Source organism: Microcoleus anatoxicus (genome assembly GCF_042465725.1).
GTDB classification, from domain to species: domain Bacteria; phylum Cyanobacteriota; class Cyanobacteriia; order Cyanobacteriales; family Microcoleaceae; genus Microcoleus; species Microcoleus anatoxicus.
On the sequence record NZ_CP120854.1, the window covers coordinates 31866 to 54576 of the forward strand.

The window sequence follows — 22711 nt, forward strand, 5'->3', positions numbered from 1 at the left end:
GCTATCGCAGCAATCGGGGCTAGCGAATTGCTTCTGCCAGCTCTCGGTGCGGTTGCGCTCGGAGTTCGGCAACTGCCGCAAAAGTTTCGCGCATGAATTCTCCAACGTAGGCGTAATAAGAAGCTGTGATGATGTTGCCATCCCGCACGACTCGCGCATTAATTACATTAGCGCCGGAGTTGATCATGTCGTCTTTCATGTCGATGTAAGCGCAAACCGTTTTGCCTTTCAAAACTTGGGCAGAAATCATAATCCACGGCCCGTGACACAATCCGGCAACTACTTTATTGCCATCTGCCATGCTTTTTACAAAAGCCAGCGCTTTTGGGTCGCGGCGAACTCTACCGGGCGCTTCGTATCCGCCTGTCAGCACAACGGCATCGTAGTCATCGACTTTTAAATCGTCGAAGGAAAGCACTGGACTGCCTGTTTTATCCATTTTGCCGTTCAAGGGTACTGTATATTTCCCAGAAACTGCCATACCGTCCGGTGTTGCAATATCAACCGCATAACCTTCTTCCAAGAAGCGGTAATAGCAGTAAATCAAATCGTGGTCTTGAAAACCTGGACCTGTGAGAATTGCAGCTCGTGGGGCATTCGGCGAGATGGGCATTGCCCGATCCTGCATTTGTGCGCCGATTGCAATAACAGAAGATGGAGTTTGCATGAGTTTGTTCCTATGTAAATGGAATGAATTTGAGTTGCTTGCCGAGCCGATCAGTTTTTGCAGATTGTTAGGTAGAATACGCTTTCGTCAAGCTGTGCCGGATCGACCGTTTTGTGAACTTGAATGTTGTGCAGGAACGCACACTTCAAACTTAAAGGCACCACAAACATTAAGCCGGGAGTTTCTCGGCAAATTAGTTCCAGGGCACCTTTGACACCGAAGCGAAATTGCTTCTGATGGCAAACAGTTCTCAGCTTGGCTTCAGCAATGTACGAGAGCGATCGCATTCCCATCAGTTCGCAATCCATCACTTCTTGCTCGTAGCTTGTACCCGAACGGCCGTAGCGGTCGCTGAGGCGGACTAAATCAAACTTATTTCTGGGCGTTTCTACTTCCACTAATTCGAGTGTTGAGTTTCCCAGATTTTCAGTGTTGTGAAAAACACCTTTTGGAATAAATACAACATCTCCGGCAGAAACCATGTGAGATTCCTGATTGAAGAAGCTAATTTTCCCAGTACCTGACAAGCAAAGTAAGGCAGTTTCTTTGCGGGGATGGCAATGCGTTGATGTGGATTTACCTGGAAGAATGGTTAATTTCCATACATCAAAGAAGGTGTCGCAATACACTCTGAATTCCAATCCCCAAGGCTTCGGGATTACTTCATCTAAATACAAATCTTGCTTGAATTGTTCCGTTTCGAGCACTTTCCAAGTGCTAGCAGACATGGCCTCTTCAAAATGCTGCGTGTCTTGATTTGAGAGAGCAATTCTGATTCTTGAAGATGGAGCCGTTGCTATATTTGTGTTGGGCATGGCTTTACTGGGTTGAAGGTGGCTATTATTTCGACAAAACGTTGGAATTACTTCAATTTGCAAAGTTTATCGCTTCTGCAAAGCACAAAATATGTCAAAAATAGTTGACTGAACCATTAGGCAACAGCGGCAAGTTGCATGGAAAGAATCTTGACTATTTCTTCAGCAACTTTGCTCGCTGAAGCAGGATTCTGTCCGGTTATAAGCCGCTCGTCCACAACTACATTGACTTGCCAGTTCGGTTTACCGCTGTACTTGCCACCCGCACGTTTGAGGGCATCTTCAAGCAGGAATGGTACCACTGATGTTAATTTAACGGCCGCTTCTTCTTCGTTCGTAAACCCAGTAACTTGCTTGCCCTGGAGCAAATATTCACCGAATTCTGTTTTCAAGTTTACGAGCGAAGCTGGCCCGTGACAAACTGCTGCGATAATTTTGCCCCGATCGTAAGCAGCGGGTAGAATTCGCTGCAACTCTGGGTTGTCGGGCAAATCCCAAACCGTTCCGTGACCGCCCACTACAAAGAAGACATCATAATCATTTGGGTCGATTTGTTCTAGCGGTATCGTTCCTTGAGTCAAAGAGACATATTCTGCCAGTTCATCTGACAAACTTTTGGGATCTATCGGCGCATTGCCACCGGATGGAGAGGCAACTGCAATTTGGTAGCCCATCTGATTGAATATCTCAAAAGGATGTATCAATTCTGGAAGGTACAGACCTGTTAATTGGTTTGTATTGCCTAATTGAGCGTGGCTGGTAACAATGAAAAGAATACGTTCTGACATGATGGACACTCCTATTGGGGGCTAAATTTATTGAGTGGGTAATGCCAACAATGTTTAGTAGTTGATTACCTGAAAAATGCAGCCTGAAACTCAGGAAGCAGTTAGGAACACTCAATTTAAGATTGAATCAAACCAGGATTTACTAAGCAATGATTTCTGCTGCTTGTGAACTATATTCAGACTACTAGAGCAATTTGGGTTCTGCAATCTGATTTTGTCTGGTCTATAGTCAGAAATTGTCTGATCTCAGTTAATTTAGCGGCGCGGTGGTTTGTTGAGCTTATCGTTATGACTTGATTCGTCGTTCACACTTTCGGCAACAAACATCTAACAAAAATAAGCTGCCACTCAGACAGAACAAGCGTTTAAGGGTTTTTTATGAGGGTTTCTGATAGATATCGCGTTAAGAAATACCTCAGATGAATGCAGCAATGCAGTAAATGCGGCAAACTTTTGCTTTGTCGGGTCGGGTATACACCAAGCATGAAGATTGAAGGCCACGGGCAAGCCAAAATCCTCACCCAAGAGGAAATCGAACTGTTGTTCAACGACGGTTTGCAGACCGATCGCGATCGCGCCCTCTTTGGAGTTTGCCTCTACACCGCCTGCCGCATTGCCGAAGCTTGTTCCCTGATGGTCAAAGATATCTACACGAACTCTGGTACAGTCCGCTCTACGATTAACTTCCGCAAAGCCAACACCAAGGGAAAACTCCAAACCCGCACGATTCCGGTGATTGAGGATTTGCGAAGTCTCCTAACTTCTTGGCATCCCCATGCGGGTCAGACTTACTTATTCCCCGGTCGCCACCGCTGCCACCATTGGAAACACCTGCACTCGGATTCAGCAGACAGAATTTTGAGAGAAGCGTTCGATCGGGCTGACATCGAGGGAGCATCCACCCACAGCTTCAGGAGAACGGCCCTGACTCAGATGAGCAACGCCGGGATTCCACTGCGGATTATTCAAGAAATCAGCGGTCACAGTAACCTAGACCAATTGCAGAAATACTTAGAGGTGAAGCCGGATCAAGTCAGAGGAGCGATCGCGAGTCTTTCCATGCTTTCCTACACCGGAAAACACGCATTACCCCACGTACCCAATGAATTGCCCGCCGCGCCGTTGCCTCCAAAGCAACTGTCACAACTGTCACAAGCCCGCGACGACTCCTCATCTGAAGAAATCCCCGAATGGTGATCGAGCAATTTTGGATGTTGGATTTTGGATGCAAAGATTAAAGTCACGCATCCCAAATCGAATGACGGTTGCTTTCTCCCTCAAGCCAGAAGCCCTGGGTTCTACATTTGTTACAATCCTTAATCGTGCGAGGTGTACCCTATTAACCCAACTATCTTTTAGGGATAATATTTAACTCATTCCTTTAGCGAATGGCTGAATAATGACCCAGGTAGGATAACCGTACTCTGGTGATACGGTGTTTTCTAATTCATGTTTTCTGACATTCGTTAGGGTTGATAAAGTTTACCAAAGGTGAAAAAATGGCGGAAAATAGACGAATTGTTGATGCAAGAGAAGACAAAGATGGCAACATCAGCCATGTTCTGTTAGATGGCAACCAAAGGTTTACCCCTGTAGAAAAAGCTATCGATATGGTTGAAGAAGGCAAAATCGAGGGGGTACACGTTGTCCATCGTCAGGATGGTAAAGAATTTCTTCGTACCAACCCGGATGGTGATAAGGGTAACAACTTAGACACAATGGCAGAAGATTAATTTATCGGCCCTTTGCGAGGTAATACTCGCTTATATTTATGAGAGGCGGTCAATTAATATTAATGACCGCCTTATTATTTTGGGTTCGTGACAAGTAATAAAACGAAAAACGACAAGAATGAGATAGTTACAAGTTCCTTGACCTCAAAAATATTAAAATTTTGAACAAAGAAGATTATGAAGCCAAAGACAGGGCATTTTACAGTGCCATGATAAGCGCATGGCTTAACACTAAACTTGAACGCGATAAGCAATTATTAACTTTATCAACTAGCGCCATCGGATTATTAGTTACATTGTTGAGAACAGTTGGTGTTTCAAACTTTTCACAAATATTACTTTTTGGCGCAGCGCTTATTGCCTTTTTGTTCACTGTGATTTCAGTCATTTGGATTCTCGGTAAGAATGCTAACCACATCGAACAAATGCTGAACGGTTATGAAACTGAAAGTAGACAATTAGCTTTTTTAGATCTAGTCGCCACAATCAGTTTTGTCATCGGCATGGTAATGGTAGTTATAATTGGTATGTATTCGGCGACAATTAGCTTAATTGAAAAAGGAACCAACATGAATCAAGACAATATCGTTAATATTCATCGCGAATCTGTAAAAACAAATAATGATAGTTGGAATGGCGTTCATAAGTTACGTCCTCAACCCCCAAAAGCTGTCGAGACAAACTCCACCACAACTCCAAACGCATCAAATCCTTCAGCATCTTCTGGAGGTAGTGGGTCTGGTAATACAGGTAAGCCAGATGGCAGCAGCTAAGCAACATAAAAACCTCATTGTATCGAACAGACGGCAGCCCAAGGCATTGTAGAAAGTTCACATCAGCCCCGGTAACTGCTAGGGCGAAAATGCTCTCCCAGCGATCGAGTGACCTGCGATCGCTCTCCCCCCAAGGCAGAAGCTCTCACCTGAGATTTGTTACAATCCTTAATACGTTAGCGGGTACATCTACGAAACCGGCTTCAAGGAGAATTGAAAGGCGATGTGGCTAAAATACGGTGTTGCTCCCTGCGGAGAACTGGCGGGCATCGACGATGTTGCGCGGGGAAAAACTAACCTCGCGTGCCTTTACTGCGGCGGCGGACTGACAGCAAAAAAGGGTTCGGTGAAAGAACACCATTTCGCGCACACTCTTGAAACTTGCAAGTTCGTGTCGCAGCGGATTAAAACCAAAGCATTCCCATCGCTGCCGCTTTACGATAATTTTAACATCCAGCTTAAGGGTGAGGAATTGGAGCAATTAAAAGTGCTGTGGAAAGAGTACGGCGCACAGGATTACGCTATTCCCAAAGATTTGGTGAACTTTCGGTGGGAGTTGAAAGGGTTGCTAGAGTCGGAGGGCGATCGCTCGTACCGGTTCACCAATCTCGGTAAAATTCCCGTCGGCGCGCTTCCCCTGGCGTCGTTCAACCGAGTCCAGGAACCCCTGCTGCTGTCGGAGTTAATGAAGTTGGAGCGCTCTGTAGAGATTGCTGAAGCTGCGGGGTTATCTTGTTTGGAAGAACGGCGGGCTGATTTGCAGATTTATCGAGCGCAGCTTCGTCGGATTCTGGTGAACTCGCTCTATTTCCTTGAGGTCAAAGCAGACGGCCACTGCTTCTATAAAATTGGCGTTACCACTCGATTGATTGAGGAAAGAATCGCCGAGGTGCAGCGGGATGTGAGGGCGCATTATTCGGATGTCACCGTTAATTTGCTGGGATTGTGGGAACATCGGGGGAATGTGGAGCTGTACTTCAAACATCGATACAAAGCGTTTAATTACCGCATTGGCAAGCTGACGGAGTATTTTGTGTTTCCTGATGTTAAGGCTGTGCTGAATGATTTGTACGGGATGGAACCCAAGGTTCTGTCGGCTGCTGAGTCGGATGCGATCGGCGATCGGGATGTCCGAGGATGTGAGTCAAAATTGAGAGAGCAGCGGATTAGATAAGTGCGATCGCACTTACAAACATAATGGATTGCAGTACAGTTACAAGTGTTAATTAAGCAACAATCGCTAAAAAACTTTAGGTAATTATGAAACACCTTAATAAATTGGAATTTTTGGGTTGATGAAGAAGCATTCGCAGGTAAATATAGTTATCAATTCTATGAAAATCTCACTTTTACTGAAAGAATCATAACTGTTAAAGATACAGTAACAGGTGAAACTTTAGTTGTGGATGATTCTGATAGCCTTTGGAGTTGATGAAAACGCTGATTAATCTGTCTCAACTACTAGACTGCAAGCAATACCAACCCTCAAATCACCGTATCGGTAAAATCATGAAAGAAGACACCATCGAAATTGTTGATTTTCACGCACATATTTACTTTGACAGTGATAGCCGCGATGCTGCTGCGCGTGTACGCGAAGGATTGGCTCAGTTTGAGGTGCAGTTAGGGCGCTGGCACGACAAACCCATTGGGCCACACCCCCAAGCGATGTATCAAGTTGCGTTTTTACCCCCGCAGTTTGGCAAAGTAGTTCCCTGGTTGATGCTCCACCGCGAGGAACTAAATATTCTCGTCCATCCCGAAACAGGGGATGATGTGGCAGACCATACAACACATTCTTTGTGGCTGGGAGAAAAACTAGAGCTGAATGTCGAAGTTCTGCGACCTAGGACAGTCAACGCGAAGTTCTAAGTCATCGCTTTCTGCGGTGGATTGCTCTATGTAGAGCAAACACTACTTGCTAGGTTCGGTAGTCCGCAAACTAAATTATTTGCTCAGAGATATCGTTGATTAATTAGTCAAAAACAGGCTAATCTTTGGCAATTGTAATTTATTTGAAGTAACAAATGACAGTTAAAGCTATTTCCGCCACCATCCTTTTAGGTGCGATTCCGCTTCATGTTTACCAGCTACCCGACGGCGGCTATAAGGTTGATGCGATTGGGGTTATGGGTGCGGTGGACAAAAAGGGCAGCGCGTTAACTAAGTTTATCGCTGGGAAATCGGCTTTAGCTTTGCCTTTCAACGGATACAATTTTACACAAGCCCAAAGCATTCCAGTGTACGGCAACGCTCAATTAATCAAGCCTATTCCCATTGCATTAGCTACAGCATATTGGTTGCACGAAGTAGGCAAGGGCAACGTAAAAGCTCAAGCTTTAGTACAAGCCAGCATGGCAGAATCCATCGAACGGCGGGCTGACGCAGCATTCAGCCACAAGCGCACTGAAAGAGAGTACAATGTGCGGTTTGGTAAATTCGTTGATTCGGTTATGTTGGAGAACCGGCAAGAGATTATCGAGCGGCGGCTGCCCGGTGACGATCTGTACTTGCCAGAGGGGATTAACTGAACAGAAGTGCGATCGCTGCTACAACTGCGCTAGTGTTTATTGATTAAAAGTTTTCCCTGAAGCACAGCTATGCACATCTCCCGTTTTCAGTTACTCAATTACAAGTCCTTCCGGGATTCTGGGGCGTTAGAATTCCAACCGGGCATCAACATTATTGTGGGAGGCAACAATTCAGGAAAAACAGCGCTGCTGGAAGCTCTGAGCCTGAGCTTTGAGACAAGCCCGCACCGCACTATCGAAACATTCCCGCAACCCAATTCAACGCCGAACCGAGAATCTACCGCTAAATTAACTTTAATCTTCACAAAAGCAGAAATTTATAATCTGTTCGATGATTTACCAGTTAACTGCTATGTAGGATTGTCTTCTGGTCGAAATGCGTACTTACAAACAGATGAAGTGCTTACTTTATTTCAAAATTGGATGGATAATCCCAACGATGTAGAGTTAACTGTTTCAAATTTTACGGGAAGTTCAGTAAAGCGGAATGATATTTTAATCAAAGATTTAGATCCAGCTATCAAATTAACATACTATCGACCCGAACAATTTACTATAGGCTCTTCAAGAAGCCGAAATAAAAATATTATCAAAAAAGATGCTAGCAGTCGTTTTACCTTCTGCCAGGACACTAATGAAACAGATTCTAGTTATACAGAGGAAGATTTTTTCGTAACACTTTTTCACGAATTCAGAAACTGCGTTTCCCAACTTCAAGCCCAGCGGTTCGTTGGAGAATGCTCTATCGAATGCTCTATCGGAAACAATGAAGAGCTTAATCCAAGGGCTTCAAACCTAGCCGAAGTTATTCATTTATTAGAGTCGCGAGGTAAAGAAGAGCTGTACGAGCGTTTCAATGACTATGTTTCTACCATGTTTCCTCAGTTTGCATCAGTTTCAACTCAAATTCTATCGAAGCAGCACTATCGGGAACCCAACCCTGTTGAAATATTGCTTTGGCCCGCGAAATCCGCCGGAATCAATAGAAAAGATTTGGCATTTTCCTTGTCTGACTGCGGGACTGGCACCGGTCAAGTGCTGGCGATTCTTTACGCGATACTGGCTTCCCCAGAACCCAGACCGATTATTATTGACGAACCCCAATCTTATTTGCATCCAGGGGCGGCCAAGAAACTGATACAAATTATCAAGGAGTTTCCGCAGCACCAATATTTTATTGCCACTCATTCGGCCGAGATTATTTCCGCTGCCAATCCCTCAACTATTGTGAAACTTCGATATGAGGACGGCAAAACCCAAGCATCAATGATGAATGCAAAAGATATTAAGGAACAGCGCTCTCTGTTAGCCGAACTGGGAGTGAGTTTGTCTGATGTTTTCGGTGCCGACAGGATTCTCTGGGTGGAAGGGCAGACCGAGGAACAGTGCTTCCCGCTCGTCTTGGACAAGCTAGAGCCAAAACTTTTGACAGGAACCAAAATTGTCAGCATCAAAAACACGGGGGATTTATTGGGAAAGAAAGCTCACTTTGTTGATGTTATGTTTGACTTATATAAGCGCATCAGCGGTGGGAATAATTTGTACCCTCCTGCTGTAGGTTTTGTATTCGATAAAGAGTGTTTGTCCGATTCGGATATTGAAGATTTACAGAGAAGAAAGCCGCATCCTATTGAATTTATCGAACGGCGGATGTAAGAAAACTACCTGCTGCATCCCGATGCTGTAGCAGCCGTACTCAACCTAGAATATGCGGGGCGAGAACAACCCATTGCCGGCGAAGAAGTTCGAGAATGGCTCGAAACTCATAAATCAAATAAGGATTATTTCCCCAAAAATTCTACCCAGCAGGATCTATTAAATCCCCAATGGGTTGACGAACATATTGATGCAGCAAAACTGTTAGGTGTCTTATTTGAAAAATTATCGTTCGCACGGGTCGAGTTTAGGAAAACCAAACACTCAGTAATGCTTACAGAGTGGTTGCTCGAAAATAACCCCGGTTGCTTCGACGAATTAGTCCAGTTTTTGCAACGTATCCTTGATGCGGGTAAAGCAGCGGTGTCTTGACCCTCAGTGGCATTCCCGATCGCCACCAACAAGCAGATTTTGGGAAAACTAAAACCAACCAAAACCCCAAACCACCCCGTCATGCCCGAACTTCCTGAATCTGAGAAACTCGAACCAAAACCCTAACAGCAAGCCATACCCTTGCCTTACCGTTTTACGCCGTATCCTCTAACAGCCAAGGTGCTGAGTTTTAGCTATTTTCTGGTAACTTTTAGAAACCTGCACGGGATCGTCGTCAGCCGTCTCTTGATAGGGCTGGATCGATTCGTTCGTTACGATAACCCGAGGATCTTGTAAAAACGATCTGTCAGCCTGAACGGTATGTTCAATCGGAGACTCTTTCGGTGGCAGGTTTTCAATCAAAGACTCTTTCGGTTGCGACCAAGCTAATATCAGAGACGAAAGCCAGGTGTTTTCAATCAAAGGCTCTTCTGGTTGCTGGTTTTCAACCAAAGGCTCTTCCGGTTGCAGGACAAGCCGAACTGTGTTTTTAATCGGAGGCTCTTCCGGTTTCTTGTAATTGTTGAAATCAATCGGAGGCTCTTCCGGTTTATTGCCATCAAAATCGAATAGCTGTCTGATGAATGCTGCCAGTGCTGCGATGATTTGGGTTAGATCGAGGTCTGATGAAGCTGCTAATTCAATTTTTCCCGCAAGCACTTCTAGACCGCAATCTTGAGACTGTTGTTTCACTAAGTCTGGCTGGTAAGTTATTAGCTCGATGGCTCTGGCTATCTCTGGTTCGTTATGCCACAGTTTTTGTCTGAGATTCTCTACCTGTTCCCAAAGCGCTTCTCCCAAGTCCGGCAACTTCTTGCCGGCCATTTCTTCGAGTTTCTCAATCATTTTCGTCAGGAGCAGGGTAGCGATCGCAGCGTCTGTTAGTGTTTCCATATTGCAGAGAGTGATTTTCGTTACTTTCCTAATTATGACCGATCGCTCCCAACACCAAGATTTTTGGGAAACTAAACCAGACCAAAACCCCAACACGCCATGCCCAAACTCCATGAGTGCGATCGCTGTCTCCTTTTTGCCCGCAACCCACACCTCATCTGTGCCGTTCATCCCGCAGGCCCTAACACCAATACTTGCATTGACTTTCGAGCAGACCCCAACGCCGCATCAGAGGAATTGTGGGAACCTGAAGGCGCGAGTTACTACAACGGCGAACTCATCCTGCAACCGAGGCAACGGTGGACTTTGGAACAGCAGTTGGAGCTTTTGGATACCCACCCACTGTTTACCGGTCGGTGTCCCCGCTGCGAAATGACTTATCCCAAATACGAAATACCCCCGGTTCATTGGGATTGTTCGGAGTGCGGATGGATGGACGATTCGGTTTGACGTGACGGCTTGCAGCGATCCTCTTCGAGGGCAACGCTTGCGGGCGTCGTTAGTTTGATTGGTTGCAGAGCCATAGGAATTGAGTGAGGGAAATTGGCTTTGCTATCAGTTCTCACGCCAACTAGATTTACCGGGATGAATGCGATTTTACCGATAGCTTATATGATAAAACAGCCAACGCAAGCGGATGAGCAATCGCTCGTAAAAAAGCAGCAGTTCCTTTGTCATCACCGTGAGATCCGATTCCCGATCTCTGGTTGCCGACACCCGATCGATCGGGATGCAGTACCCCAAGCTTTAGATGAGGAGATGGCGCTGAAAATGCAGGTTTTTTATGGCTTTTTTTCCTGATACAAGAGTCTTTTATTGGAAGTCTTAAAAAGACAATCTCTTCTAACAAGTAAAGTATGGCTACCAGAGAATTTGAAATAGGCAGTTTTGATGGCGCACCTGAGTTGAGGATACACCGATTCATCCCCCAAACGAGGTGGACTAAGCATAAAGTTTTTGTAACGATTACCCTACCTGATAATGTTGCAGAGCAAAGTTGGAATGATGCTAAAAATTGCGCGATTGCTGCCGGAGTAGCCCTAGGCATTGCAGCTATTTTTTCAGCAGGAGCAGGAGCACTCCCCGGTTTTTGGGCAACGTTTGGCGTTTGTATGGCCGCTAAAGGAATTAACCTGACGATTGATGCCGTTAATTTGAGATTTGATACAAAGCATGGCAGTTGGGGATAAGCTCACCTTCATGCGTTTTCGAGTAGCTCGCAGTCGTGAATCGCTAGAGGGAAACCGATCCGCAGAAATTAAACTTTATGACGAGGATACAGGGATATTTGACAAAGACGCTCATCTGGGTACAGCAACCGTTGGCAGCGATCTGGCAGGTAAAGGAGAGCAGCAAGGTAAGTTTACTGATGATGGAGCAAACTATACCCTGTACTGCGAAGTAGTTTGAACTTGCGTCTTCAAATACTCACCCCACAGCGGAACATTAAGTATTTTCCGCTGTTTTTTTATGCGCCTAAAAGAACGGTTAATCTTTGCCGCTCATACTGATGCAGTGATGGGAGGCGATGCTGCATTTCAAAAATGGCTTTCCGCGGCTGCGGTACTTGGTGGAAAGATGGCTGATGGCTGACGATCCAAACAGAAATCCTTATTTTTGATTTTGAGATAGCCTTTATGCGGCCTTAATTAGGGCTTGCTGAAGAATGAGCCAAAAGGTTACAGGGTCTGTGTTAGACGATCGCGCTACCCGTGCGACTTGTGCAAAGAAAACAGGTAAAATAGATCAGAAACCTTAAAATTAACAAGCGATCTTACTTTGTTATCGTCCGCATCCTTTACGGTTTCCCCCACACAGTAATGTACAAGTTTCCACATTTTATTTATCCGGTATGAAGCCTGGACAGTAGAAAACCATTATAGGGCTTGCTGAATAAGTCCCTCAAGAGCAAATCTGAATGCCCAGAGGGCTTGAAAAATGTGAGTTTAACGGTTTGCTTCCGGCCTTGGATACCCAAGGATAGTCCGTAAAAATGCACGGTTTTTGAACCAAAAGATGCCATCATCTTGCTCTTTTTGGTTGGCGCAATGCTTGAAAGCCTTGTCTAGCAAGCCTCGTGCATTTATTCAGCAAGCCCTATATAAAAACTTAGAAGGTGTCTTCTGATGGCATTTCCTATCTACTTTCAATCTCCAACCGATGAAATAGCAGACGGCATTTTCATCCAAACGTCTTGCTCTATAAGTGAATCCGGGGTATTGACTCTATCCACACGAAGCTGGACAAAAAACAAATTCATGGGCGCTCGCAGTCGAGTCATCATTGTTTTACTTGATGAAAGCGGTAAGCGCCTTTGGAATACTGATACGTTCCAATGTGGGATTGGAGGAAAATACGATTTTTCTGGAAAGTCAGACCGTACAATAAATCCCGAACCTATTCAAGTCCCTCAACCCTTTCTTTCACAAGTCCGATTTGTTGAGGTCGTGCATTTTGATGAGCCAAAGCCTATCACTGACTACATAGGAATATTGAACAATCTTTTCAATATGAACACGACCTCCCACAACACAAACACGCTCACCCACAACGGGAATATCTTTCACGTTTTCACGCATACAGTCGAACAAATCGGAAACAATACCAAAATGCAAGACAACCGCAGAGCTAATTTCTCTAAAGGCGATTATATCGACCAAAAAGGCTCGTCGATAGGGATTGGTGTTAATAAAGGAAAAGTCCAAACTGAGAATACAGCAGGAACCATCAATAAATTTGACAACGAGATTCTGCCAATGATTGAGTCTCTACGTCAGCAAATCGAAGCTCTAGATAACCATACAGTACGAACTGAGGCACTAGAATATTTGGATGACGTGGTAACTGAGATTCAATCTTCAACCCCAAAACAATCGAGGTTAAAAGCTTCTTTTACTGCACTATGGAATGTAGTTAAAGATACTGCACTTACCGCTAATGCTGTAAGTGCAGTAGCAGAAAGATTTGGTTTCCCATAAAATTAGGTTAGGTAATACAGGACTACGCAACTGTTATAGATGAGCGTCCGACACAATTGTGCGAGAAATTGGTGGTGGATGGCGATCGCTCCCTACAGTTTTTCGCCCTACCTCTGAGAAAAGACGCGATCGCCATCCATCAATGTCGTCTAGTTCTGGGGAAATAGTACGATTGCTACTGTCGGGCGATCGCCAGTTCGAGCAAATCTAGAGAATCTGGCGATCGGTGAGGTTCCTACTGAGCCTCAGCTTCCTGCCAACCTTGAATGGCCCCGACAACAAAAGCACCGGCTGGGTTGTCGATGGCTTTTTCAAAGGCGGCCAGACCCCCTCCCTTAGCAGCATTGATGGCTCGCTGTTTCCAAGTTGGGTCGCTCTCTATGCGGTTGATAGCTTCTGCTGCTACTGCCATCTTTTCTGCTGTGGTACGGGGAGGGTTGGTTTGAGACAGTTGCTCCAGGAGTTGGCGAATCTCTGCGGCTGCCTCGACTAGATTTTGTTTCTCGGCTTCGTTGATAGTTCCAGCTAACTTCTCTGTATTGATTTCTCCATGATTGACTCCAACGCCTATTGAAGATTTGCTTTGATCGATATTCATTTCATTCATGATTGCTCCTAAATTATCTCCATAATTATTGCCGTAAACATGAAAAATTAACTTGGCATCTTCACCGTCTCCCAAATCAGTCTGCAAGTCGGTTAGGTAATTTTCAATATAATAAATAAATGGCTTAACTATAGTGTGGTTAAATTTATCTATTACCTCTTTATGCTTGTTGCAGCCCAAATAATCTCTTGTAACAAAAGCTAACTGCAAGTAGCCGTCGTCGTTGTTATAAAACTTTTGCAATCCATACTGAAGTAGTTGATGGGTAAAACTTATCTCATCCTCCTGCGATTCATCAGGAACTTTATATTCTGTTTTTAATGAATCAAAGCATATAGGTTGAATATCAGATATGCTATGGTTATTTCTTAAAAAATCACTAATGACTAAGTTTTTGTCGATAAAGTTCACAAATCTTTTAAGGTTGTTCATTCCTGCGTCAGGTGTCGTTTGCATAAGCCGGTTTGCATACATTCTAAATTCAGACGATATTTTTCTGAGTTCGTTCTTACTGATTTTAATATCTATCTCCATTTCATTTCACTCCACAACAGGGGCAGTAAACACCAATTACCTTATTTAGAGGTCGAGTCTTAACAGTTACTAGACAGCAAACAAGTGTAGTTGTCTCTAGTTCTTCTTGCTCAAATAATATCTTTTCGGTTTCTAGTTTTGGTAGTTTACCAGCTTTGAAATTCACAAACTTATTTCTTTTGGTACTTTTCTCTAAATCTTTCACCCACTGATTGAGTAACGACTTTGCATAGTTGCTAGCAATAATTTGGGCTTGTTCGATAACCTCATCTCTTAAAAACTGGCTGTGTTGGTGTCGCAGTCCGCAGTATGGACAAAATATTTCGATGATATCTTCCCTTTGAAAGTCTTCTACTGTCAGTTTGAATCTGTCATCACAAAAGGGACATTGAAGCGTAATAAATCCATCATTATCGCTCGGAACCGTTATTTGAAAAGATACATCAGCCATATTACTTTACACCTACAGTTGCGCTGACATTTATTCCGAAAGCATCTGCCAAGCAAATCGCCTCAAACCTTCCGATTGCACCGAGTCATCCTTCCACCCGCAGCCGGGTGGAGGACAATCCCCCGCAGCGGTACCCTTAAATTATCAGCTACGCAAAAACGCTCGCTCGACACCCCACTTGGAAGTGCAGCCGACTAATCCCCCAACAAACACCCAAAACGCCCCTTGAGGCCACACACTTAACACCGCAAACTCATGCGGCCACGATTGCCACAAGCGAAACATGATTGCAGCGATTGTTGTTAGTAACAATATTTTGCCCACAGTTGCTTCACCGATCGTCCAACCCCGGTAGATTCCATGTCCACAAGCGACTATCAGTTGAACGAACAGCACCAAATTCAAGAAGATAGCGATGCTGCTGAGGATGTTGCTGTTGATATTTTGCAAGAAAGTGATGAAATCCATAGGGTTGATTTTTTCAACTACTCCCCCAATCTAGCAAGCTTAACAACGATTATGTGACCGCAGCTCTCAAGTTTCCCAGTCAACGACGGTCAGCCCTGGAGTCACAAACTCAAAAAACCAGGGGGGCGGTGGCTGGGTGCGATCGCCCTGACTCTGTTACTGGTGCAGTATTTCTGGCAGTTGTCGCAGTTGTAATTCAGGGCCGGCTATGCGTACCGGATGGTGTGATTGTTGCCCGATTCTCCGCATCGCAAGGAACAAAGTTATTAAAAAAAAAATAGTTTACAAATCGTTTGGATAGTGGAAAGAATGCGAAGCACGAAGCACTTTGTGAAAAACTCCCTCTTCTGATTTTTATTGTTTAATTTCAGCCATAGGTAACAACAAATTATCTGTTATTTGAGAACGAACATTACGGCTAAGATCGCAATCGCTATTTAAGCAAAGAACCAGCAATAAATTGGCATCATAATACTGTTTAAGTAATTGTTTTTGTTGTGCGGTAAAATTCCAAATTTTACCTAAACTCTTATATGAAACTATTACTTTTTTTACTCGATCTGCCCAAGCTTGACCGTTAGCTTTCCACCAATCTCTTAATATTTTCTCGTCACGGTCTCGCTCAGGTAATTGTTCTTTCAGTTGTTGTAGTGCTTGTTTCAATTCAGGCTCTGGGTCGAGATTAAATTTAAGGTAGTGATCGATAGCAAGAACGCGCTCAAGAGCAATAGCAAGCGGAGGTTCAAGAGTATGGTTTAAACTAGGCTCAAAATCATAATCCTGCAGGACTGAGCTAATATCTAGTTTCAAAGCACGGGCTAAAAGACTAACACAACTAAAAAGACGAGTAAAAGGCAAATCAAGAACACCACCTAATGTACGATCTGGATCGAGGTCTATATCAATATCAAGATAAAAAGCTCGTACTGCCGCAGATTTATATTTACAGGGAAGGTTTAGTGAATGCGATTCCTTGCTTACCCATGTCAGGAACTCCTGCAACTTCTCATCAGCAGCTAAAAGTCGATCTACTTTGTTTTTCATTAACAGTAACAAACGGTCTGCACTTGGGGAAATTTCAACGGCCAACAAAAATACTTCTCGCCAATGTTTCTCAGTGATATGACTGACTAATTTTGGCAGTGCTTCTTCTAATGGTTGTGCCCCCAAAACAATCTCGCGAGCTGTAAAATACTCGTGAAATGTTAGATGGGAAAATGAATAAATACCCTTTGCTCGTTCTATCAGTAACCCGTGTTGAGCTTCAATTGAACGCAAAATAGCTTCGCTGTCCAGTTGCAAGGCTTCTTCATCAGTATTGACGCCGGGTAAGTTAAGAAGATAATCCTTGATATATCGCCCGACTACCTTTTGCTTAAAAAAATAGTCACCATTATCAAATGTAGTTAGAGCAATTTTTCTGAGAAGATACTTCTTGCGTTTTGGTGTGAGATTTTTATAAACTTGATCTCGATAGATTCCGCGCTTGGCATCCCATTTTTTGAGCAGCGCATCTAATCCATCTTTGTAAAGCTCAGATCGACTAACCGGAAAATCACCTGACTCTTCAAATGCCAAACATAGAAGTAAGAGTAACAAAGGATTAGTAGCTAGTTGTTTGATACGGTTCTTGTCTTCAAGACGGTTGAGAAAAGTTTCCGGTTTTACATCTTTATTCTTAAACCAGTTTTGAGCAAATGTATAAATTTGTTCGTCATCGAAATCAGCGATTTCCACCTCGGTAAATTTATCAAATGTATATTCTTTGGCCGCAATGCGACAGGTCATAACAAAGTGATTTTTACTAAACACATCTGAAAAATTACGAATTTCTTTGAGGACATAACTGCTGTCCTCTTCTTTAACTTCATCTAATCCATCCAGTAATACTAACGCCTTGCCTTTGTTGAGTACATAAGCAATTTCAGTATTAGTTACCTCACAGCAGGATAATTGCTGAATGATATATTCCAGTAAACTGGGTTTATTTTGGGTTTCAGCAAAGTCTTTGAGCGTAACAAAAATTGGCACGAACTCAGCTTGAAACTCACCTCCATTACACTGAATTGCTACATACTTCAAAAACGTGGTTTTACCCGCACCTGGCTTGCCCAAGATAATTAACTTAGTATATTTCTCGACCGCGTTCAATCCTGGTACTCGTTCTTCTGTGATTCTGCCCAGTCCAAAACGCTCAAAATCTTCCAATTTACACTCCTGCTGGAATTCTGCAATTTCTTTGCGCCGCCGTCCTGGAATTTTCTCTAAAATATTAACGTTAGTGTAAATGTCCTTCAACCAGATCGGTTTAGTCATATCTAACGCCCGCATCTCGCCGTAGCGATCTTGAATGATTTGATTTACTTTTTCGCGCACCTTTTGCACCAAAACATCGATATCTATGCTAATTTCCTGTTCTGATTGTTCTTGGGGCTGAGAAGATTGGTTAGTTTCTACAACCGAATTGCCTTCTGGGTAAGCGATTACTTGCCAATCCTTCCCCAACCTGTCACAAATATCAACAAAATACTGAAAATCTACCGATCTGCCATTAAAAAAACTATTAATGGTAGTTCTGCAAACTCCCATATTTGTAGCTAATGCCTGTTGGCTGTGAAACCGATTTCGTCTGAGAGCCAATTTAACTTCATTAATATACTCTGAGGCAACTCTAAGCGATCGTGATGACATTCTAAGCGATCTTGATGACATAGCTCAAACCCTAACAAAGTTTTTTTTATGATAACAACTTTTTCTGTTACCCACCAAAATGAATCACAAGTCAGGCATTCCCAATCACTTCTCAGGCTAAACCCGAGCACCCGTCAGACTCGATTAGTATATTTGATAACATTTTATTGGGATTGCTGGTAAAAGAGTACGGACTTGGGTAAATAGCTGATTGCTATTTCGATATGACCGCATCAGCCAATAACGTGTAGCGTGTAGCAGTACCAATCTGAGATTAAGAGCTATTTGAGAAACAAGTCAGACAAAAGTAAAACAAACTCAGTCACTTCGCCGTCAAAAACCCCGTCTGTTGTAGGTAAAAATGAAGTTATCGAATCTAACAATATTCCCAGAGCTGAGGAATTATCTATGAGCGTTACACAAACTTTAGCTGCGCTTCAACATCGAGCTGCGTCCATACCTAGCGAGTTATTGAAAATGAATCAAGAATCACAAGTGCAAATTATTCGCTGCCCCAACTGCGGAAACCATGCCGAACGCCACTATATTTTCAGCAGCAACGTAACTCGAACTGAATGCGATAAGTGCGACTATTTAATGGTTGCCGACACAACTTCAGGACGAGTCATAGAAGCTTATGCGCCGGGCATATATCCGCATCGTTTGAAGTAAGAATATCAATATGAATGGCGATGTCTGTAAATATAGCGAAAAGTGCTTGGAGCGAGTGGTGATTGCCACCTTCGCTCCTTCCGCATCAGTTTCTTGCCATCATTCATCATCCATTATTTCCTGCGCTATCTTATCGAGCCGATCGTTTGCATCTTTGGCAAGGCGCAGACAACCCACACAGCTAACAGCACTTCCCAATGCGGTAACAGTACCCTCTGAAACTTTTCCGAGTAGTAGAAGTCCTGCACCTATAAAACCAATACAGGCTAATATTGAGGTCGCAGTTAAGGCAACATTAAAGCTACAACGAGCTTGGCGCAGGCGTTCTTGGGTAATGCTGATTTCGATGTTGGAGTAATGTTTGGGGGTTAGTTGATTCATGGGTTTTAGAATTATTGGATGGCATATTTTCATTATCCAGCCCCAGAACTAAAATATTGTCTGCGAAATGACTGTCTTTTGAAGCTTTTGCGATCGTGTTGTTATCTTGGTGCTTGCTCTTAACTTTCACAAGCGTGAAATAATGATGAGATAGGCACTAAAAATGTGAAACACATCAAATGACTGACTGGCCGCTCGAACCAATCAATTTACTGGACACGGACTATGCCGACATCCTCGCCAACAGCAGCGATCCATCGTTTGAAATGCAACTGGTCAGGTTTGGGGTGGATGCAGCAGAAGCCCGCATCAAAACCAATTTCCTCACCCTGGTGCGCCAAAAACCTGAGACTCCAGAGGAATGGGCAGCTTTAACCGAGGCTTGGGAAGTAGCTTGCGGGTATACACCAAACGCTCAAGATTTTCAACTAATTGTAGAGTTGCTTTGGGAATCAAGAGAGTCTGGAGAATAAGCTGCATCAATTAACTGCACAATTCTATGAGACGGTTCCACATCGGCATTAGCTCCACATCCTGGGGATTGTACAGCAGTTCTTTGAATACGGGAAACTCTTTGAGGTACATCTTATAGAGCTTGGGATTGCTTTGAAGGCTAGCTTCGGTGTTAGCGATTCTATCGGCAAGTTTTACCGCTAAAGCTTTTTTGTTGGACTGGATTTTTAAGGCAGTCTTGCGAAAGCGATCGACTCTATTCTCCCCTGGTTCACTGGTTACAGCAAATACAATATCAGCCGTCTCTTTTCCAAACTCTGACACCAACACCTCATACGCAGTTTCTGTGTCTTCAAGCGTATCGTGGAGCCATCCTGCTGCTGCAATCGCTTCATCTGCTACATACCCGAATTCTGCAAGCACTTGAGATACTTGAGCTAAATGGTACGAGTAGGGACGATCGCCGTATTTTTGGTTAGCGTGTTTGGCGATTGCAAATTCTCTAGCTTGATTTGGGATGCTCATAATATTTACTATTTTTCTTCCTTTCTTTTAACTGCCAATCTTTCTTTATGTCACCCAAGTCTCTAGATTGCATTCTATTTAGAACTTCAGATTCCCAATTGACACCGAAATACTGTTTAATCACTTCGATGTGCCCGATCTCCTTTTTAGTCAGCCACCATTGCCGACCCGCGAATCTCACAGGAGAGGTTAGCTGCCCACTTACCTCAAGGTATTTCTCTAATTCAGCAATCTCATTCTCATCCAACCCATAGGCTTCGGCTTTCTCAAACCACTCGCTCCAACTCATATGCGTGTTAGAAGGAAAACTGGATAAAAACTCTTGCGTTAGCTCGTCTAAACCGTTTTGATTGATGTAATTGGTCATTTCTTGATCTCCTTTTTTCGGGTTGGATAACAGTTATTGCTATTTTATCGATTGAGAAAGTGAGGGAGTGCGGGTACAGAATATCAAATCCCCTGAATCTAGGGTAATAAAACTACCCGGCTCTGCTGTCTGGGTAAACTCTTCAGGGTTCATTCTAATAATTAAGGTTGGGCTAACTTATTGAGTCGATGCTGTATTTGCTGTTTGGTGCGATGTTGCTATCCGCCTGCTGCGTAATGTTCCCGGTTTTTGTCGTACATTTATTTGGTATTTGAGCATGGCTCTTTCTAGCTTGACATAATTGATAGCACTCGGATTCTTTGTGAAAGCTTTATAGGCAGCATTCATTTCTATTTTAAGCTGTTTCTTGATGTTTAGTTCGTCCATAAATGACAGGCTCTTTAAGATAAACTCATGCAGAAGAAACTAACTTTATCAGCGCCAACCAATTCTATTATACAATGAAAATAGCAGGCATTAGAGTTTTCAGAGGTGAGGTTATCTATGAACGTGGAAATAGTTAAAGCAACATTGCTGTCAGAAATTCAAGAATTAGAAGAAAGTTTGCAGATAATTGCCCGCAGGGTGCAACAAGGTGATGCAGTCGGCTCCCACACCAATATCGATAGCTCTAAAGTCAATAATTTGATTGGTAAGTATCAATTATTGATGGAACTGAGGGCCAGTGAAGCCAAGGAACAAAGCTGACACTTCGATTATTGTTCCAACTTCATCAACTTTCCCAACTTCCGGTTGAGCAACTCGGCATCGGTTTCACCCTCGCAGCGTTCCTTCTCTAACCACTCTAAAATCTCAGGCTTGGGGCGAAACGAGAACACGGGGCGCTTGCTGTCGTACTTAGCTTTGGCTTCTTTGATAACGCCTGAATTCTTAGTATGCCATTGTTGCTGCGGGGAGATTTCCACAACTTCGATCTCAGTCCACCGGGCTTGGATTCTTTCACCCTGCCGTCCCACCAAAACATGAGAGAGGAGATACTTTCGAGCACCCCGTTCCGTTTTCCAAGTCTTTGCTCCTTCCAAAGTAGCCGAATCAATGGCGTTGTACTCAGGGTTTCCCTGCGTTTCGGTGGCATAGCGCACTTTGCTATCCTTTTTGAACCTGATGGCGTACAAGCTCAACTCCCAGCCTCCTGCAACCTGTGCTGCTGGTAGCGTTCCCAAGCAAGTGTCGCTCGTTCTTCATAATGGGAGTCGGGCTTTGTGGCAGAGAACGCCTCTGAACTGTGGTTTCTATAAGCTTGTTCTGCTGCTTTTTCTACTTGGGTACGAGCTATCAGAAACAGGGATTGGTGTTCTAATGAACCTAGTTCCGCTTCTGCGATTACCACGTAACTGTTGGGATATTGAGCGACGGCATTGTCAGCACCCCTGCGGGTTTTCCAACGTTTAGCACTAGCCAAAGTATTGGCATAGTAAAATTGTTCGGGTTGTCTAATGGATTGAGCTACAAACATAATCTTTGTTGAGTTTTTGATTGAATTGCTTTCTGGCAGCAACCAAGCTTTAGATAAGGAATCATCTCGATCACCCTAAAATTCGGGGGGGTTGACCAGTTATAACTTCTTCGAGAGTAATTGATTCCTCTGACAAATGGCTAAAAGGATCGCCTAGCCTGCGTCTCTCCATCTCTTCGATCGCTAATTCCTCCCAAGTGTCGGGGTGCTTTTTTTTGAGCTGTATAACGTGCGCGAATTCGGGTTTGGTTAAATGCCACTGTTTGCCTGCAAAGCGGAGCGGGTAAGTTTTTAGGTACATGATTGCACTACTCCTGGAGTTAATTATTATCGGGGTCTGTTGTGTGTTAAGTGATTGGAAGTTTGTTCTTACCAACGTTCTTTCTCGTGTATTCTTTACCTTTAAGCATACTCGCCCTCCTGTTAAACCTAATATCTTGCTGGTGATAAAACTGTCGATTAACGCTTCGATGAACTCTCTAACTGTCATCTTTTCCCCTTGTCGAACATCGCTCTGTCTGCTGCCTCCCCATCTATCACCAAACTCTCAAATGCAGCTTCTATCCAAATCGTTGCCCCCGAACACCGAGCTTTGCTCGCATCCTGAATCAACACGCAGCCGCTGGTGAACTCAACCCGTTTGGCATAGACCGACCCCAGGTAAGTATTGATGCTGATAGCCCGCTCGTCCACCAAGACTTTCCTCAGCTTGCTAGCTTTTTTATTGGCGGCAGTGATGTGCCTGTTCACGTAAATCTGTGCTTTCATACTTGTATCCGAACTTTGCTTTGGGTACTGGCGATCGCTGCTGACTTTGACCGGAAAGAGCGATCGCTTTGAATGACAACATCCTCGCTATTTTAGTTCGTTTACGAACA

35 protein-coding genes are annotated in these 22711 nt (G+C 43.9%); 18 read left to right on the forward strand and 17 right to left on the reverse strand.

What is annotated here, in order from left to right; genetic code table 11:
* Positions 1-19: 19 nt before the first annotated feature.
* From P2A85_RS29085 to P2A85_RS29095, 3 genes are all read right to left on the reverse strand, one after another.
* Complete coding sequence (locus tag P2A85_RS29085; protein ID WP_377482115.1) at positions 20-667, reverse strand: type 1 glutamine amidotransferase domain-containing protein; 648 nt, start codon at positions 665-667, stop codon at positions 20-22.
* 50 nt (positions 668-717) lie between these two features.
* The gene (locus P2A85_RS29090; RefSeq protein ID WP_377482118.1) at positions 718-1482 is read right to left on the reverse strand and encodes a cupin domain-containing protein; all 765 of its coding nucleotides are present in this window, start codon (positions 1480-1482) and stop codon (positions 718-720) included.
* Positions 1483-1598: 116 nt separating this feature from the next.
* Positions 1599-2270 carry a type 1 glutamine amidotransferase domain-containing protein gene (locus P2A85_RS29095; RefSeq protein WP_377482121.1) on the reverse strand — a complete coding sequence of 224 codons (672 nt, stop codon included), beginning with the start codon at positions 2268-2270 and terminating at the stop codon, positions 1599-1601.
* 483 nt (positions 2271-2753) lie between these two features.
* On the opposite strand from P2A85_RS29095, the gene P2A85_RS29100 reads away from it, so the two are divergent.
* From P2A85_RS29100 to P2A85_RS29130, 7 genes are all read left to right on the forward strand, one after another.
* Positions 2754-3467, forward strand: coding sequence for a tyrosine-type recombinase/integrase (locus P2A85_RS29100; protein ID WP_377482124.1), 714 nt, complete (start codon positions 2754-2756; stop codon positions 3465-3467).
* A gap of 302 nt (positions 3468-3769) precedes the next feature.
* Positions 3770-4003 carry a DUF3892 domain-containing protein gene (locus P2A85_RS29105; RefSeq protein WP_371121289.1) on the forward strand — a complete coding sequence of 78 codons (234 nt, stop codon included), beginning with the start codon at positions 3770-3772 and terminating at the stop codon, positions 4001-4003.
* Positions 4004-4164: 161 nt separating this feature from the next.
* Positions 4165-4776 (forward strand): hypothetical protein, encoded by a 612-nt coding sequence (locus P2A85_RS29110; RefSeq protein WP_377482129.1) that lies wholly within the window; start codon positions 4165-4167, stop codon positions 4774-4776.
* A gap of 223 nt (positions 4777-4999) precedes the next feature.
* Positions 5000-5950, forward strand: coding sequence for a GIY-YIG nuclease family protein (locus tag P2A85_RS29115; RefSeq protein WP_377482132.1), 951 nt, complete (start codon positions 5000-5002; stop codon positions 5948-5950).
* 335 nt (positions 5951-6285) lie between these two features.
* Positions 6286-6648 carry a DOPA 4,5-dioxygenase family protein gene (locus P2A85_RS29120; protein WP_377482234.1) on the forward strand — a complete coding sequence of 121 codons (363 nt, stop codon included), beginning with the start codon at positions 6286-6288 and terminating at the stop codon, positions 6646-6648.
* Positions 6649-6803: 155 nt separating this feature from the next.
* Positions 6804-7307: a hypothetical protein gene (locus P2A85_RS29125; RefSeq protein WP_377482135.1), complete on the forward strand. Its 504-nt coding sequence runs from the start codon at positions 6804-6806 to the stop codon at positions 7305-7307.
* Between the two features lie 69 nt (positions 7308-7376).
* On the forward strand, positions 7377-8963 hold the full coding sequence (locus tag P2A85_RS29130; protein ID WP_377482138.1) for an ATP-dependent endonuclease: 1587 nt from the start codon (positions 7377-7379) through the stop codon (positions 8961-8963).
* 540 nt (positions 8964-9503) lie between these two features.
* Here the strand turns inward: P2A85_RS29130 and P2A85_RS29135 are convergent.
* Positions 9504-10229, reverse strand: a complete 726-nt coding sequence (locus P2A85_RS29135; protein ID WP_377482141.1) for a hypothetical protein — start codon at positions 10227-10229, stop codon at positions 9504-9506.
* A 99-nt stretch (positions 10230-10328) separates the two neighbouring features.
* On the opposite strand from P2A85_RS29135, the gene P2A85_RS29140 reads away from it, so the two are divergent.
* The 7 genes from P2A85_RS29140 (at position 10329) to P2A85_RS29170 (ending at position 13418) form a co-directional block, all read left to right on the forward strand.
* Positions 10329-10679, forward strand: a complete 351-nt coding sequence (locus tag P2A85_RS29140) for a hypothetical protein (RefSeq protein ID WP_377482144.1) — start codon at positions 10329-10331, stop codon at positions 10677-10679.
* 99 nt (positions 10680-10778) lie between these two features.
* Entirely contained in the window at positions 10779-11030 is a 252-nt protein-coding gene (locus P2A85_RS29145) for a hypothetical protein (RefSeq protein WP_377482147.1), read from the forward strand.
* Between the two features lie 56 nt (positions 11031-11086).
* Complete coding sequence (locus P2A85_RS29150; protein WP_377482149.1) at positions 11087-11419, forward strand: hypothetical protein; 333 nt, start codon at positions 11087-11089, stop codon at positions 11417-11419.
* The gene (locus P2A85_RS29155; RefSeq protein ID WP_377482151.1) at positions 11403-11639 is read left to right on the forward strand and encodes a hypothetical protein; all 237 of its coding nucleotides are present in this window, start codon (positions 11403-11405) and stop codon (positions 11637-11639) included. Before P2A85_RS29150 ends, P2A85_RS29155 begins: the two co-directional genes overlap by 17 nt.
* A 60-nt stretch (positions 11640-11699) precedes the next feature.
* Positions 11700-11822, forward strand: a complete 123-nt coding sequence (locus P2A85_RS29160) for a hypothetical protein (protein WP_377482154.1) — start codon at positions 11700-11702, stop codon at positions 11820-11822.
* Positions 11823-12355: 533 nt separating this feature from the next.
* Entirely contained in the window at positions 12356-13207 is an 852-nt protein-coding gene (locus tag P2A85_RS29165; protein ID WP_377482157.1) for a hypothetical protein, read from the forward strand.
* 58 nt (positions 13208-13265) lie between these two features.
* Positions 13266-13418, forward strand: a complete 153-nt coding sequence (locus P2A85_RS29170; RefSeq protein ID WP_377482160.1) for a hypothetical protein — start codon at positions 13266-13268, stop codon at positions 13416-13418.
* 24 nt (positions 13419-13442) lie between these two features.
* Here P2A85_RS29170 and P2A85_RS29175 read toward each other — a convergent pair whose 3' ends face one another.
* The 3 genes from P2A85_RS29175 to P2A85_RS29185 all read right to left on the reverse strand — a co-directional run bounded on the left by P2A85_RS29175 (position 13443) and on the right by P2A85_RS29185 (position 15267).
* Positions 13443-14348: a hypothetical protein gene (locus tag P2A85_RS29175; RefSeq protein ID WP_377482163.1), complete on the reverse strand. Its 906-nt coding sequence runs from the start codon at positions 14346-14348 to the stop codon at positions 13443-13445.
* A 1-nt stretch (position 14349) separates the two neighbouring features.
* Positions 14350-14799 carry a hypothetical protein gene (locus tag P2A85_RS29180; RefSeq protein WP_377482166.1) on the reverse strand — a complete coding sequence of 150 codons (450 nt, stop codon included), beginning with the start codon at positions 14797-14799 and terminating at the stop codon, positions 14350-14352.
* A gap of 144 nt (positions 14800-14943) precedes the next feature.
* Entirely contained in the window at positions 14944-15267 is a 324-nt protein-coding gene (locus tag P2A85_RS29185; protein WP_377482169.1) for a hypothetical protein, read from the reverse strand.
* 53 nt (positions 15268-15320) lie between these two features.
* On the opposite strand from P2A85_RS29185, the gene P2A85_RS29190 reads away from it, so the two are divergent.
* The gene (locus P2A85_RS29190) at positions 15321-15548 is read left to right on the forward strand and encodes a hypothetical protein (RefSeq protein WP_377482172.1); all 228 of its coding nucleotides are present in this window, start codon (positions 15321-15323) and stop codon (positions 15546-15548) included.
* A 73-nt stretch (positions 15549-15621) separates the two neighbouring features.
* Here the strand turns inward: P2A85_RS29190 and P2A85_RS29195 are convergent, their stop codons facing one another.
* Positions 15622-17958, reverse strand: a complete 2337-nt coding sequence (locus P2A85_RS29195; protein WP_377482174.1) for an NACHT domain-containing protein — start codon at positions 17956-17958, stop codon at positions 15622-15624.
* A gap of 477 nt (positions 17959-18435) precedes the next feature.
* Here P2A85_RS29195 and P2A85_RS29200 point away from each other — a divergent pair, with 477 nt between their 5' ends.
* Positions 18436-18630: a replication restart DNA helicase PriA gene (locus P2A85_RS29200; protein ID WP_377482237.1), complete on the forward strand. Its 195-nt coding sequence runs from the start codon at positions 18436-18438 to the stop codon at positions 18628-18630.
* A 99-nt stretch (positions 18631-18729) separates the two neighbouring features.
* Here P2A85_RS29200 and P2A85_RS29205 read toward each other — a convergent pair whose 3' ends face one another.
* Entirely contained in the window at positions 18730-19011 is a 282-nt protein-coding gene (locus tag P2A85_RS29205; RefSeq protein ID WP_377482177.1) for a hypothetical protein, read from the reverse strand.
* A 179-nt stretch (positions 19012-19190) separates the two neighbouring features.
* Between P2A85_RS29205 and P2A85_RS29210 the strand changes: the two genes are divergently transcribed.
* Positions 19191-19484: a hypothetical protein gene (locus P2A85_RS29210; RefSeq protein WP_377482179.1), complete on the forward strand. Its 294-nt coding sequence runs from the start codon at positions 19191-19193 to the stop codon at positions 19482-19484.
* Positions 19485-19494: 10 nt separating this feature from the next.
* On the opposite strand, the gene P2A85_RS29215 is transcribed toward P2A85_RS29210, so the two are convergent.
* From P2A85_RS29215 to P2A85_RS29225, 3 genes are all read right to left on the reverse strand, one after another.
* Positions 19495-19989, reverse strand: a complete 495-nt coding sequence (locus P2A85_RS29215) for an HD domain-containing protein (protein ID WP_377482182.1) — start codon at positions 19987-19989, stop codon at positions 19495-19497.
* Positions 19967-20356, reverse strand: a complete 390-nt coding sequence (locus P2A85_RS29220) for a hypothetical protein (RefSeq protein WP_377482184.1) — start codon at positions 20354-20356, stop codon at positions 19967-19969. Before P2A85_RS29220 ends, P2A85_RS29215 begins: the two co-directional genes overlap by 23 nt.
* Before the next feature lie 177 nt (positions 20357-20533).
* Positions 20534-20743 (reverse strand): hypothetical protein, encoded by a 210-nt coding sequence (locus P2A85_RS29225; protein WP_377482187.1) that lies wholly within the window; start codon positions 20741-20743, stop codon positions 20534-20536.
* A gap of 117 nt (positions 20744-20860) precedes the next feature.
* Here P2A85_RS29225 and P2A85_RS29230 point away from each other — a divergent pair, with 117 nt between their 5' ends.
* Entirely contained in the window at positions 20861-21064 is a 204-nt protein-coding gene (locus tag P2A85_RS29230; protein ID WP_377482190.1) for a hypothetical protein, read from the forward strand.
* A gap of 8 nt (positions 21065-21072) precedes the next feature.
* Here P2A85_RS29230 and P2A85_RS29235 read toward each other — a convergent pair whose 3' ends face one another.
* The 5 genes from P2A85_RS29235 to P2A85_RS29255 form a co-directional block, all read right to left on the reverse strand.
* On the reverse strand, positions 21073-21540 hold the full coding sequence (locus P2A85_RS29235; RefSeq protein ID WP_377482193.1) for a hypothetical protein: 468 nt from the start codon (positions 21538-21540) through the stop codon (positions 21073-21075).
* On the reverse strand, positions 21495-21833 hold the full coding sequence (locus P2A85_RS29240) for a hypothetical protein (RefSeq protein ID WP_377482196.1): 339 nt from the start codon (positions 21831-21833) through the stop codon (positions 21495-21497). The genes P2A85_RS29235 and P2A85_RS29240 overlap by 46 nt, the downstream gene beginning before the upstream one ends.
* A gap of 70 nt (positions 21834-21903) precedes the next feature.
* Positions 21904-22134 carry a hypothetical protein gene (locus P2A85_RS29245; protein WP_377482199.1) on the reverse strand — a complete coding sequence of 77 codons (231 nt, stop codon included), beginning with the start codon at positions 22132-22134 and terminating at the stop codon, positions 21904-21906.
* A gap of 185 nt (positions 22135-22319) precedes the next feature.
* Positions 22320-22601 (reverse strand): hypothetical protein, encoded by a 282-nt coding sequence (locus tag P2A85_RS29250; protein WP_377482202.1) that lies wholly within the window; start codon positions 22599-22601, stop codon positions 22320-22322.
* On the reverse strand, positions 22555-22683 hold the full coding sequence (locus P2A85_RS29255; protein WP_377482205.1) for a hypothetical protein: 129 nt from the start codon (positions 22681-22683) through the stop codon (positions 22555-22557). Before P2A85_RS29255 ends, P2A85_RS29250 begins: the two co-directional genes overlap by 47 nt.
* Positions 22684-22711 lie beyond the last annotated feature (28 nt).

What these genes read in the sequence shown, in the direction of transcription:
- P2A85_RS29160 (WP_377482154.1), top strand. Translation starts at nt 11,700, where the DNA reads ATGCGCCTAAAAGAACGGTTAATCTTTGCCGCTCATACTGATGCAGTG.
- P2A85_RS29210 (WP_377482179.1), top strand. Translation starts at nt 19,191, where the DNA reads ATGACTGACTGGCCGCTCGAACCAATCAATTTACTGGACACGGACTAT.
- P2A85_RS29150 (WP_377482149.1), top strand. Translation starts at nt 11,087, where the DNA reads ATGGCTACCAGAGAATTTGAAATAGGCAGTTTTGATGGCGCACCTGAG.
- P2A85_RS29205 (WP_377482177.1), bottom strand. Translation starts at nt 19,011, where the DNA reads ATGAATCAACTAACCCCCAAACATTACTCCAACATCGAAATCAGCATT.
- P2A85_RS29245 (WP_377482199.1), bottom strand. Translation starts at nt 22,134, where the DNA reads ATGTACCTAAAAACTTACCCGCTCCGCTTTGCAGGCAAACAGTGGCAT.
- P2A85_RS29220 (WP_377482184.1), bottom strand. Translation starts at nt 20,356, where the DNA reads ATGACCAATTACATCAATCAAAACGGTTTAGACGAGCTAACGCAAGAG.
- P2A85_RS29130 (WP_377482138.1), top strand. Translation starts at nt 7,377, where the DNA reads ATGCACATCTCCCGTTTTCAGTTACTCAATTACAAGTCCTTCCGGGAT.
- P2A85_RS29175 (WP_377482163.1), bottom strand. Translation starts at nt 14,348, where the DNA reads ATGGAGATAGATATTAAAATCAGTAAGAACGAACTCAGAAAAATATCG.
- P2A85_RS29125 (WP_377482135.1), top strand. Translation starts at nt 6,804, where the DNA reads ATGACAGTTAAAGCTATTTCCGCCACCATCCTTTTAGGTGCGATTCCG.
- P2A85_RS29115 (WP_377482132.1), top strand. Translation starts at nt 5,000, where the DNA reads ATGTGGCTAAAATACGGTGTTGCTCCCTGCGGAGAACTGGCGGGCATC.
- P2A85_RS29215 (WP_377482182.1), bottom strand. Translation starts at nt 19,989, where the DNA reads ATGAGCATCCCAAATCAAGCTAGAGAATTTGCAATCGCCAAACACGCT.
- P2A85_RS29090 (WP_377482118.1), bottom strand. Translation starts at nt 1,482, where the DNA reads ATGCCCAACACAAATATAGCAACGGCTCCATCTTCAAGAATCAGAATT.
- P2A85_RS29250 (WP_377482202.1), bottom strand. Translation starts at nt 22,601, where the DNA reads ATGAAAGCACAGATTTACGTGAACAGGCACATCACTGCCGCCAATAAA.
- P2A85_RS29255 (WP_377482205.1), bottom strand. Translation starts at nt 22,683, where the DNA reads ATGTTGTCATTCAAAGCGATCGCTCTTTCCGGTCAAAGTCAGCAGCGA.
- P2A85_RS29135 (WP_377482141.1), bottom strand. Translation starts at nt 10,229, where the DNA reads ATGGAAACACTAACAGACGCTGCGATCGCTACCCTGCTCCTGACGAAA.
- P2A85_RS29230 (WP_377482190.1), top strand. Translation starts at nt 20,861, where the DNA reads ATGAACGTGGAAATAGTTAAAGCAACATTGCTGTCAGAAATTCAAGAA.
- P2A85_RS29165 (WP_377482157.1), top strand. Translation starts at nt 12,356, where the DNA reads ATGGCATTTCCTATCTACTTTCAATCTCCAACCGATGAAATAGCAGAC.
- P2A85_RS29200 (WP_377482237.1), top strand. Translation starts at nt 18,436, where the DNA reads ATGAATCAAGAATCACAAGTGCAAATTATTCGCTGCCCCAACTGCGGA.
- P2A85_RS29195 (WP_377482174.1), bottom strand. Translation starts at nt 17,958, where the DNA reads ATGTCATCACGATCGCTTAGAGTTGCCTCAGAGTATATTAATGAAGTT.
- P2A85_RS29085 (WP_377482115.1), bottom strand. Translation starts at nt 667, where the DNA reads ATGCAAACTCCATCTTCTGTTATTGCAATCGGCGCACAAATGCAGGAT.
- P2A85_RS29225 (WP_377482187.1), bottom strand. Translation starts at nt 20,743, where the DNA reads ATGGACGAACTAAACATCAAGAAACAGCTTAAAATAGAAATGAATGCT.
- P2A85_RS29095 (WP_377482121.1), bottom strand. Translation starts at nt 2,270, where the DNA reads ATGTCAGAACGTATTCTTTTCATTGTTACCAGCCACGCTCAATTAGGC.
- P2A85_RS29240 (WP_377482196.1), bottom strand. Translation starts at nt 21,833, where the DNA reads ATGTTTGTAGCTCAATCCATTAGACAACCCGAACAATTTTACTATGCC.
- P2A85_RS29105 (WP_371121289.1), top strand. Translation starts at nt 3,770, where the DNA reads ATGGCGGAAAATAGACGAATTGTTGATGCAAGAGAAGACAAAGATGGC.
- P2A85_RS29180 (WP_377482166.1), bottom strand. Translation starts at nt 14,799, where the DNA reads ATGGCTGATGTATCTTTTCAAATAACGGTTCCGAGCGATAATGATGGA.
- P2A85_RS29120 (WP_377482234.1), top strand. Translation starts at nt 6,286, where the DNA reads ATGAAAGAAGACACCATCGAAATTGTTGATTTTCACGCACATATTTAC.
- P2A85_RS29185 (WP_377482169.1), bottom strand. Translation starts at nt 15,267, where the DNA reads ATGGATTTCATCACTTTCTTGCAAAATATCAACAGCAACATCCTCAGC.
- P2A85_RS29100 (WP_377482124.1), top strand. Translation starts at nt 2,754, where the DNA reads ATGAAGATTGAAGGCCACGGGCAAGCCAAAATCCTCACCCAAGAGGAA.
- P2A85_RS29140 (WP_377482144.1), top strand. Translation starts at nt 10,329, where the DNA reads ATGCCCAAACTCCATGAGTGCGATCGCTGTCTCCTTTTTGCCCGCAAC.
- P2A85_RS29155 (WP_377482151.1), top strand. Translation starts at nt 11,403, where the DNA reads ATGGCAGTTGGGGATAAGCTCACCTTCATGCGTTTTCGAGTAGCTCGC.